Annotated in this window: 10 protein-coding genes; 7 read left to right on the forward strand and 3 right to left on the reverse strand. The window is 71.2% G+C overall.

The window, feature by feature from the left end; all coding sequences use genetic code 11:
* The 3 genes from ACTHNQ_RS06150 to ACTHNQ_RS06160 form a co-directional block, all read left to right on the forward strand.
* Window positions 1-567 (forward strand): peptide chain release factor-like protein (locus ACTHNQ_RS06150; protein WP_440332018.1); only part of this gene is annotated, 567 nt, incomplete at its 5' end.
* Between the two features lie 72 nt (window positions 568-639).
* Complete coding sequence (locus ACTHNQ_RS06155) at window positions 640-1,038, forward strand: hypothetical protein (protein WP_440332020.1); 399 nt, start codon at window positions 640-642, stop codon at window positions 1,036-1,038.
* 72 nt (window positions 1,039-1,110) lie between these two features.
* Window positions 1,111-3,903 (forward strand): AAA family ATPase, encoded by a 2,793-nt coding sequence (locus tag ACTHNQ_RS06160; RefSeq protein WP_440332022.1) that lies wholly within the window; start codon window positions 1,111-1,113, stop codon window positions 3,901-3,903.
* Between the two features lie 90 nt (window positions 3,904-3,993).
* Here the strand turns inward: ACTHNQ_RS06160 and epsC are convergent, their stop codons facing one another.
* The 3 genes from epsC to cysK (ACTHNQ_RS06175) all read right to left on the reverse strand — a co-directional run bounded on the left by epsC (window position 3,994) and on the right by cysK (ACTHNQ_RS06175) (window position 6,562).
* Entirely contained in the window at window positions 3,994-4,578 is a 585-nt protein-coding gene (gene epsC, locus ACTHNQ_RS06165; protein WP_440332024.1) for a serine O-acetyltransferase EpsC, read from the reverse strand.
* A complete protein-coding gene (cysK, locus tag ACTHNQ_RS06170) occupies window positions 4,575-5,528 on the reverse strand; it encodes a cysteine synthase A (protein WP_440332026.1) in 954 nt (317 codons plus the stop codon). The genes epsC and cysK (ACTHNQ_RS06170) overlap by 4 nt, the downstream gene beginning before the upstream one ends.
* A gap of 95 nt (window positions 5,529-5,623) precedes the next feature.
* Window positions 5,624-6,562 (reverse strand): cysteine synthase A, encoded by a 939-nt coding sequence (gene cysK / locus ACTHNQ_RS06175; protein WP_440332027.1) that lies wholly within the window; start codon window positions 6,560-6,562, stop codon window positions 5,624-5,626.
* Window positions 6,563-6,665: 103 nt separating this feature from the next.
* On the opposite strand from cysK (ACTHNQ_RS06175), the gene prmC reads away from it, so the two are divergent.
* Genes prmC through ACTHNQ_RS06195 form a run of 4 tightly spaced genes read left to right on the forward strand, consistent with a single transcriptional unit; the run spans window position 6,666 to window position 10,044 of the window.
* Window positions 6,666-7,544, forward strand: coding sequence for a peptide chain release factor N(5)-glutamine methyltransferase (prmC, locus tag ACTHNQ_RS06180; RefSeq protein WP_440332029.1), 879 nt, complete (start codon window positions 6,666-6,668; stop codon window positions 7,542-7,544).
* Window positions 7,545-7,601: 57 nt separating this feature from the next.
* Entirely contained in the window at window positions 7,602-8,339 is a 738-nt protein-coding gene (locus tag ACTHNQ_RS06185; RefSeq protein WP_440332031.1) for an L-threonylcarbamoyladenylate synthase, read from the forward strand.
* Entirely contained in the window at window positions 8,336-9,562 is a 1,227-nt protein-coding gene (locus tag ACTHNQ_RS06190) for an MraY family glycosyltransferase (RefSeq protein ID WP_440332033.1), read from the forward strand. Before ACTHNQ_RS06185 ends, ACTHNQ_RS06190 begins: the two co-directional genes overlap by 4 nt.
* Window positions 9,559-10,044, forward strand: a complete 486-nt coding sequence (locus tag ACTHNQ_RS06195) for a hypothetical protein (RefSeq protein ID WP_440332035.1) — start codon at window positions 9,559-9,561, stop codon at window positions 10,042-10,044. Before ACTHNQ_RS06190 ends, ACTHNQ_RS06195 begins: the two co-directional genes overlap by 4 nt.
* The last annotated feature ends 226 nt before the right edge of the window (window positions 10,045-10,270 follow it).

A 10,270-nucleotide genomic window follows, 5' to 3' on the forward strand; every position in this document is an offset into this window, starting at 1 on the left:
GGCACGTTGAGCGTCGAGCAGGGCACGCACCGCCTCGTACGGATCAGCCCGTTCGACAACCAGGGCCGGCGGCAGACGTCGTTCGCCGGCGTCGAGGTGCTGCCGGTCGTCGAGACGAGCGACCACGTCGAGATCCCGGACGACGACATCCGCGTCGACGTGTACCGCAGCTCGGGCAAGGGCGGCCAGGGCGTCAACACGACCGACTCGGCGGTGCGCATCACCCACCTGCCGACCGGCATCGTGGTGTCGATGCAGAACGAGAAGTCGCAGCTGCAGAACCGCGAGGCGGGCATGCGCGTCCTGCGCGCCCGGCTGCTCGCGAAGCAGCAGGAGGAGCTGGATGCCGCGGCATCCGACGCCCGACGGTCGCAGATCCGGGGAATGGACCGCTCGGAGCGCATCCGCACGTACAACTTCCCCGAGAACCGCATCGCCGACCACCGCACCGGCTACAAGGCGTACAACCTCGACCAGGTCATGGACGGCGCTCTGGAGCCGATCATCGAGTCGGCCATCCAGGCCGACGAAGAGGCCCGGCTCGCCGCGCTCGGCAGCGACGCCTGACCCGGAGCCGCCGTTCCGACTCGGGGTGACGCGCGCCTTCGGCGAAGGATGCCGCACCACTAGGCTTCGAGCGTGCTCACGTTCCTCATCCGCGCCCTCATCTTCCTCGTGTCGGCGGCGCTCGGGCTCATCGCGGCCGACCTGATCCTTCCGGGGTTCTACCTGCATTGGAACGACTGGTGGGGGATCGTGCTCGCCGTCGAGATCTTCGCGGTGCTGCAGAGCATCCTCGCGCCATGGCTGCTGAAGATCACCCGCCGCCACGCGAACGCCCTGATCGGCGGCATCGGGCTGCTCTCGACGTTCGTGGCCCTGCTCATCGCGGTGCTGATCCCCGCCGCCGGCATCGGCATCGACGGAGCCGTGGCGTGGATCATCGGCACGCTCATCGTCTGGCTCGTGACCGCGCTCGCGACGTGGCTGCTGCCCCCGCTGTTCATCAAGGACAAGGTGCAGCAGCGCCGCAGCTGAACCGCGGAATAGGGAATTCTCCTGATCCGGCCGTGCCTCTCAGAGGGCAGGCTGGGTGGAATGATGGACGGTATGCAGGTCGGCAGGGTTCCGCTGGTCGGGCGTCAGGCGGACCTCGAGGCGCTGCGCCGAGAGCTCGCCGCGGTCGGTGAGGCGGGCCGCGCTGTCATCGTGTCCGGCGACGCCGGCATGGGCAAGACGCGTCTGCTGCGCGACTTCGCGGACGGCCTCGACGGTGCCGTGCTGTTGCGCGGCGCGTGCGTGGATTCGGGTTCCGGACCCGCGCCGCTGACGGCCGTCACCGATCTGGTGCGCGGTCTCGTGGACGCGGTGGGCGCCGACGCGGTGCGCGCCGCGGCGGGCCCCGGCGCCGACGCGCTCGGAGTTCTCGTGCCCTCCCTCGCGGACGCTCCGGGCGACACCGAGCGTCTGGCCGACGTCGTGGTCGAGCTGTTCTCGGAGCTGGCGCGCACGCACCGGCTGGTCCTCGTCATCGAGGATCTGCACTGGGCCGACGGCACCACGACCGAGATCGTCACTCGCCTCGTGCGCCGCACCGCCGCGCTGCCGCTGTTCCTGCTGCTGTCGTACCGCACGGACGACGTCGGCAGGCGGCATCCTCTTCGTCCGGTCCTCGCCGAACTCGACCGCGCACGCCTCTTGGTGCACCGCCCCCTCGCCCGCCTCAGCCGGGTCGAGGTGGGGGCGCTCGCCAACGCCGTGTCGGGCGAGACGCTGACCGCCGGCGTGCTGCACGACATCGTGGCCCGCAGCGACGGCATCCCGTTCTACGTCGAAGAGCTCGCCAGCTTCTCGGACGAGCGCCTGCCGATGTCGCTGCGCGATGTGCTGCTGCTGCGTTACGAACGACTGGATGCCGACGCCCGGCGCTTCGCGCGCGTGCTGGCCACAGGCGGGGTCGAGGTGCCGCACCGTGTGCTCTGCGAGGTGTTCGGCGGCGAGGACGAGGCGCTCGAAGCGGCGCTGCGGAGCGTGGTGGACGCGCAGATCGTCGTCGTCCGCGACGACGCCTACGCCTTCCGCCATGCGCTCATGCAAGAGGCGGTGTACGACGAGTTGCTGCCCACCGAGCGCACACGGCTGCACACGGCGTACGCGCGTGCGCTGGAGTCTGCAGCGCCGACACCTCGTGTGCTCGCCGACATCGCGCACCACTGGCGCGCCGCGCACGTGCCCGACCGCGCGCTGGCCGCCGCGGTCGTCGCACAGCGCGCCGCGAGCGGAGCGTCGGCCTGGTGGACGGCGGCCGAGGCGGGGGAGCGCGCCCTCGAGCTGTGGGATGCCGTGCCCGATCCCGAAGCAGTGAGCGGGATGACTCGTGCTGAGCTGCTGCGCCGTACGGCTGCCGCGCTCGTGTCGGCCAACCGCCTCGAGCGCGCCGTGGAGTTCGCGCGGGAGGCCGTCGACACGTGGCCGGCGGACGACCCGGTGGGTCAGGCCGGGATGCTGGGGGAGCTGGCGACGACCGAGTTCCAGTCCGGGGTGTCGGACGGCACCGCGAGCATCGCGCGTGCGCTGGAGATCCTCGGCGACGATCCGCGCCACGACGTGCGGCGGGCCGGGCTGCTCGTCACGTCGGCGCGCGTGCAGATGATGAGCGGCGACCAGCGCCTCGGTCGCGAGATGGCCCTCGTCGCCCAGGCGACCGCGGAACCTGCCGCGGCGTCGGGCGACCCCGAGGCGCGCGAACTCGTCGCCCACGCGATGCTCATCGCCGCGACGTGCGGCACGAGCGGCGGCGACGCCCGCGCAGTGGCGGATTTCGATCTGGCACGGCCCTTCGCCGAGGGGTTCGTGCGCGCGATGATGCGCTACTACATCAACTACTCCAACTCGCTCATGCTCGTCGGACGCTACGACGACGCCGTCGCGGTCGCGCGCGAGGGCATGGGGTACGCGCGTGCGCACCGCGCCGACCGCGGCGTGCTGGCGATGGTCGAGGCGAACACGATCGAGGCGCTCATGTACGCGGGTGACCTGCGTGCCGCCGCCGAGATGGGTGCCGGGCTGCTGCCGATGATCGAGCCGAGCCTGTACTCCGCATTCCTGCGAGAGCGGTACGTGTGCCTCGCGCTGTGGCGGGGACGCGTCGACGAGGCGGAGGAGGCGCTGACCGCGGCGCGCGAGGAGCTGGACGCCTTCGGCGCGTACGAGTTCCAGACGCGGTTCGGCATGGCGTACGACCGCGGCCTGCTCGCCCTGGAGCGGGACGATCCGCGAGGAGCACTGGAGCACACCGAGGCCGCCCTGCACTCCCAGGGCTCGGCCGCGCTCGCGCTGCCGTTGACCTCGATCGCCGCACGGGCCGTGGCGATGCTGCGTGAGCGGGGTGAGGACGCCGACATCGCGCCGTACCGCGCGGTGGTCGCGGCGTGGGCCCAGTGGCCGGTGGCGCCGCTGTGGACGGCGGTGTTCGCCGCCGAGCTCGGCGAGGGCTCCTGGGCGGCCGCGGTCGAGGGCGTCGGCCCGGCGTTCGCCCGCGCCTACGCACGCGTGCGGCACGGCGAGGAGCTGCTGGCTGCCGGGGATCGCACGGGATCCAGGGAGGCGCTGACCGATGCGATCCGGTACGCCGGGGACATCGGCGCCGACGGCCTCGTGCAGCGGGCGACCGACCTCATGACGGATGCCGGTCTCGCCGGCGTGCCCTCGCGCTCCACTCTCACCGCGCGCGAGGAGCAGGTGCTGGACCTGGTGGCCGAAGGGCTGAGCAACGCGCAGATCGCCGAGCGCCTCTACATCAGCGCCAAGACCGTCTCGGTGCACGTCTCGGCGATCCTGCGCAAGCTGGACGCGCCGTCGCGGGCGGCCGCGGCGGCCATCCACCGTCGCAGCGCGGCCTGATCCCGCGGGCCGGCGAGGTGTTCGCCGCGGCAGTGTGACGGACGAGGGGGTGGATGCCGCGGCATCCAGCCCGTCGTCGGTCACGGTTCGTCAGATGAAGTACTCGGGCGTCGTCAGCAGCGCGCGGGTGTCTTCGCCGGCGCGGCGGGCGCGCGGCTTCGCGGGGACGCCCACCAGCACGCTGTCTGCCGGCGCGTCCTTGGTCACCACGGCGTTCGCGCCGATGACCGAGCCCTCGCCGATCGTGATCGGGCCGAGGACCTTCGCGCCGGCGCCGATGGCCACGCCGTCCTCGATCGTGGGGTGGCGCTTGCCGCCCTCGCGCTGACGGCCGCCGAGCGTGACGCCGTGGTAGAGCATCACGTCGTCGCCGACCTCGGCGGTCTCGCCGATCACGACGCCCATCCCGTGGTCGATGAAGAAGCGGCGGCCGATCGTGGCGCCGGGGTGGATCTCGATGCCGGTGAGCCAGCGGGTGATCTGCGAGCCGGCGCGCGCGATGAAACGGAGGTTGCGCACCCACAGCGCGTGCCAGAGGCGGTGTGCCCAGATGGCGTGCAGTCCCGGGTAGAGCACGGCGATCTCGACGCCCGACCGAGCGGCCGGGTCGCGCAGCTTGGCCGCGGCGACGTCTTCGCGCACCCGCGCGAAGAACCCGAGGCGCACCTGAGTCATTTCGCACCCGCCTCAGGGTCGCGCAGATGCTCGAACAGCGCGGTCGACAGGTACCGTTCGCCCGAGTCGGGCACGATGACGACGAACCGCTTGCCGGCGGACTCCGGACGCGCCGCGATCTCCAGCGCCGCCGACACGGCCGCGCCCGCCGACATCCCGGCGAGGATTCCCTCACGCGTCGCCAGCTCGCGCGCCACCCGGATCGCGTCGTCGAACTCGGCGTCGAACACCTCGTCCACCACCGACCGGTCGAGCACGTCGGGTACGAAGTTCGGCCCGATGCCCTGGATACGGTGACCGCCCGCGCGTCCCTCGGTGAGCACGGGGGAGTCCTTCGGCTCGACCAGCACGACCTTGACGTCGGGGTTGCGTTGCTTGAGCACCTGGCCCACGCCCGTCACGGTGCCGCCGGTGCCCGATCCCGCGACGAACACGTCGACGTGCCCGTCGGTGTCGCGCCAGATCTCCTCGGCCGTCGTCCTGCGGTGGATCGCCGCGTTCGCCTCGTGCTCGAACTGCCGTGCCAGTACGGCGCCCGGCCGCTCGGCGGCGATGCGCTGCGCGGTCTCGACGGCTTCGGTCATGCCTTTGTACGGATCGGTGAGGACGAGCTCGGCGCCGTACGCCTTCAGCAGGGCGCGGCGCTCCTTCGACATCGACGCGGGCATCGTGAGCACCACCTTGTAGCCGCGGGCCGCGCCGATGAGCGCCAGGGCGATGCCGGTGTTGCCGCTCGTCGACTCGACGATGGTGCCGCCGGGCTGCAGTTCGCCGGACTGCTCGGCCGCCTCGACCAGGGCGTAGCCGAGACGGTCCTTCACCGACGAGCCGGGATTGTAGAACTCGAGCTTGACGAGGATCTCGGCGTCGAGACCCTCGGTCAGCGCGTTGAGACGCACCAGCGGCGTCTCACCGAACGCGGTGGTGATGTCGGAGTGGATGCCGGGCACGGGTGCTCCCAGATGTCGAGGTGCGGCGGACAGACGACGACGGCGCGACGGCGTCCGAACGAGTCGGAGTGCGGTCGCGCCGTCGTCGTGACGGGTCAATCTTCGCGCAGATCCTCGAAGAGTGCGGTCGACAGGTACCGCTCGCCGAAGGAGGGGACGATGACGACGATGTTCTTGCCTTCGGCTTCGGGGCGCGCGGCCACCTGCAGCGCCGCCCAGATCGCGGCTCCCGACGAGATGCCGACGAGGATGCCGTCCTGCGTCCCGACGGCGCGGGCCGTCGAGATGGCGTCGGGGAACTCGACGTCGATGACCTCGTCGATGACACCCTGGTCGAGGATGGCGGGCACGAAGTTCGGACCGATGCCCTGGATCTTGTGCGGACCAGGCGTGCCCTTGGTGAGCAGCGGCGAGTCGGCGGGCTCGACGGCGACGACCTTGGCTCCGGGCACGCGCTCCTTGAGCACCTGCCCCACACCCGTGATCGTGCCGCCCGTGCCGATGCCGGCGACGAAGTAGTCGACCTTGCCGTCGGTGTCGCGAAGGATCTCCTCGGCGGTGGTCTTGCGGTGGATGGCGGGGTTGGCCTCGTTCTCGAACTGGCGGGCCAGCACTGCCCCGGGGATCTCGGCGACGAGCTCCTCGGCCTTGGCCACGGCGCCCTTCATGCCGCCGGCGGGGTCGGTGAGGACCAGTTCGGCGCCGTACGCCTTGAGCAGGAGGCGCCGCTCGATCGACATGGACGAGGGCATCGCCAGGACGACACGGTAGCCGCGCGCGGCGCCGACCATCGCGAGCGCGATCCCGGTGTTGCCGCTGGTCGCCTCGACGATCGTCCCGCCCGGCTGGAGCTGCCCGGATGCCTCGGCCGCGTCGACGATCGCGATGCCCAGGCGGTCCTTCACGCTCGAGGCCGGGTTGTAGAACTCGAGCTTGGCGAGGATGTTCCCGCCGAGGCCGTCGGCCACGCGATTGAGGCGGACCAGCGGGGTGTTGCCGAAAGCAGCGGTGATATCGGAGTAGATGCCGGGCATGTCGGGCCTTTCGCAGGGTTCACGGCAGATCGGACCCAGCCTAGGACGCGGGATCCGATGTGAGTCCTTGTATGACGGGCGGGGGAAATAGAGTTGGTCGGTCATGACTTCACCCACCCCCGCCGCCTCCCTCGCGGAGGCCCTCCGCCGCGCCGTCGACACCCTCGCCGCGGCCGGCGTTCCCGATCCCGCCGTCGATGCGGAGCTGCTCGTCGGGTTCGTGCTCGGCACGGGACGCGGGGGAGTGCAGGCCGCGGCGATCCGGGGCGATGCCCTGTCGGCCGAGGACGCCGAACGCCTGGACGGGCTCGTCGCCCGTCGCGCGACCCGCGAGCCGCTGCAGCACCTCACCGGCACGGCACCGTTCCGCCACCTCGAGCTGCGGGTCGGCCCCGGCGTGTTCGTGCCACGGCCCGAGACCGAGACGGTGGCGCAGCTGGCGATCGACGCGCTGCGGGCGGCGGCATCCCCTTCTCCGGTGGCGGTGGATCTCGGCACGGGATCCGGCGCGATCGCCCTCGCGATGGCGACGGAGGTTCCGCATGCCGAGGTGTACGCCGCCGAGAACTCGGTGGACGCGTTCGTGTGGACGAAGGAGAACTTCGCGCAGGTCGGGGCGGCCAACGCCCACCTGGCGTTCATCGACCTCGCCCACGCCTTCCCGGAGCTCGACGGCACCGTCTCGGTGGTTGCGTCGAACCCGCCGTACGTTCCGGATGCCGCGATCCCGCGCGATCCCGAGGTGCGCTTCTTCGATCCGCCCGCGGCCCTGTACGGGGGCGAGGACGGCCTCGACGTGGTCCGCGTGCTGAGCGGCGTCGGACTGCGCTTGGCGCACCCGGGCGGCATGATCGTCATCGAGCACGGCGAGTGGCAGGGCGAGGCGATCCGCGGCATCCTCGAGGCCGACGGCTGGCGGGCCACCGCCACCCACTCGGATCTCACGATGCGCGACCGCGCCACGACGGCGCTGCGGCCGTGAACCTCGGCCCCGCGGCGCGGGGTTCTCGGAGCGGGCGCGGCTAAACTATCCGGCGTTATGTCCCCCATCTTCGACTGCCGTGATGAGGCGCAGCTGCTCGGCGGCATGCGCCAGGCCCGTCAGGCCATCGGCCGCGGCGAACTCGTCGTCATCCCCACCGACACCGTCTACGGCGTCGCCGCCGACGCCTTCGACCACCAGGCGGTCGCGCGGCTGCTCGCCGCGAAGGGGCGCGGACGCCAGTCTCCGCCGCCCGTCCTCGTGGCCGGCGTCGCCACGCTGCGTGCCCTCGTGGCCGAGGTGCCCGAGCCCGTCGAGCGGCTCGTCGAGGAGTTCTGGCCCGGCGGGCTCACGATCGTCCTCCCCGCGCAGCCCTCGCTGTCGTGGGATCTCGGAGAGACGCGCGGCACCGTGGCGGTGCGCATGCCGGCGCACCGCATCGCTCTGGAGCTGCTCGAAGAGACCGGCCCGCTGGCCGTGTCCAGCGCCAACCTCACGGGCATGCCCGCCGGCATCACCCCCGAGGACGCCCGCGACATGCTGAAGGACAGCGTCGCGGTGTACCTCGGCGACGGCCCGTCCAAGGACGGCATCCCGTCGACGATCATCGATGCGACCAGCCTCGTCGGACAGGCTCCGGCCGCGACCGGCGAGGACGCGGATGCCGACGCCCGGCCCGCGCCGAGCGTGAAGGTGCTGCGGGAGGGCGCCGTGACCCGTGCGCAGCTGCGCGGCGTGCTCGGCGACCTGCTCGAGCCCGATCCGGAGGCGCAGCCGGAGCCGGACGGCTCGTGAAGCAGTACGTCTTCACGATCATCCTGACGGCCGCCGTCACCTTCATCCTGTCGTGGGCCGTGTGGCGGCTCAGCCTCAAGTACAAGCTGTACCCCGGCATCCGCGAGCGCGACGTCCACAAGACGCCCACCCCACGGCTGGGCGGCATCGCCATGTTCCTGGGCGTCGTGGCCGCGTTCGCGGTGTCGTCGCAGCATCCCTTCTTCGCCATCGTGTGGACGCAGCCGCAGCAGATCTACGCCCTGCTGGGGGCGACGGCGCTGATCGTCGTGGTCGGCGTGGCCGACGACCTGTGGGACCTCGACTGGATGATCAAGCTCGGCGCGCAGTTCCTCGCCGCCGGGGTGATCGCGTGGTTCGGCCAGCTGCAGATCTACTCGCTGCCGATCGGCGGGCTCGCGATCGGATCGAGCTGGGTGAGCTTCACGCTCACCGTCTTCTCGATCGTCGTCGTCATGAACGCGGTCAACTTCATCGACGGTCTCGACGGCCTGGTCGCGGGGGTGTGCCTCATCGCGAACGGCGTCTTCTTCGCGTACTCCTACATGGTGGTGCGCGACACCGGCGCCAGCACCTACTTCAACCTGGCCTCGTTCATCGCCGCCGTCCTCATCGGCGCGTGCATCGGCTTCCTGCCGCTGAACTGGAGCCCCGCGAAGCTCTTCATGGGGGATGCCGGGGCTCTCATGCTCGGTCTCCTCATGGCCTGCTCCGCCATCGCGCTGACCGGCAACTTCACGCCCGCGATGGTGGGCGACAACGACGAGTTCGGCCGATCGCAGCTGCTGGGTGCGTTCATCCCGATCCTGCTGCCGGTGGTGGTCGTGCTGCTGCCGCTGCTGGACTTCGGGCTCGCGGTCGTGCGGCGCATGAGCAAGGGCAAGTCCCCGTTCTCGCCCGACCGCAAGCATCTGCACCACCGCATGCTCGACATGGGGCACTCCGACCGCGACGCCGTGCTCATCTTCTACGCGTGGACGGCGCTCGTGAGCCTGTCCGTGCTGCTGATGTACATCGGCACGACCCTCCAATGGCCCGGCGACTACCTCTTCGGCGTCGTCTACGGCATCGTCGGCATCGTCGCCTGCCTCGCGGTGACGTTCACGCCGTCGCGCCGCCGGCCGTCGGCCGTCGCATCCGGTCCCGATCCCGCCCCCGGCCCGGTGACCCCGGCCGGCGCCCAGACCCCGCCCTTTCCCGCGACCGAGGAGGCCGCCCGATGAGCGCCAGCCCGATTTCCAGCACCCCGATCCTGCGCACCGTCCTGGTGTGGTCGGGCTCCGTCACCGCCGGGCTCGCCGTCGTGGGCGCGATCGTCGGCTATCTGGTCGCCGGCACCGACGGTCTGTGGAGCGCGCTGGCGGGCGTCGTCATCGCTGCCGTGTTCCTCGGGATCACGGCCGCCAGCATCCTCATCGCGAACCGCTGGTTCGGCGACGCGCTGTACGTCCCGATCTTCTTCGGCATCGTCCTCGGCGGCTGGCTGCTGAAGTTCGTCGTCTTCCTGGTCGCGCTGTTCGTGCTGCGCGACCAGCCCTGGGTCGTCGGCGCAGTGTTCTTCCTGGCGCTCGTGGCCAGCGTGATCGCCTCCCTCGTGATCGACGTCGTCGTGTTGCTGCGCATGCGGGTGCCGGTCGTCGACGTGGAGCTTCCGACGGACCCTGATGCGGGGGACCGGACAGACGATTCCAGCGCGGGTGCTTGACGTCGGACGGATGCAGGCGTAAAAGGGGGCGAACGGATTCAGCGAGCTCTCAAGTTTGATAGGCTGAATGTGCGCCCGCCCGCGCGCCCCTCACCTGCCTGGGAATGGTGGAGAGTGGTGGCGGCGGAGTGACGCTCACCGACCATCGTCGCAACGGTTCATACCGGTGCCCCGAAGCTGGAGCCAGCGCTGTCTATTCATGCTGCGACCCTGATCGCCCCCTTTG

It is taken from the genome of Microbacterium sp., from assembly GCF_051953575.1.
Lineage (GTDB): Bacteria > Actinomycetota > Actinomycetes > Actinomycetales > Microbacteriaceae > Microbacterium.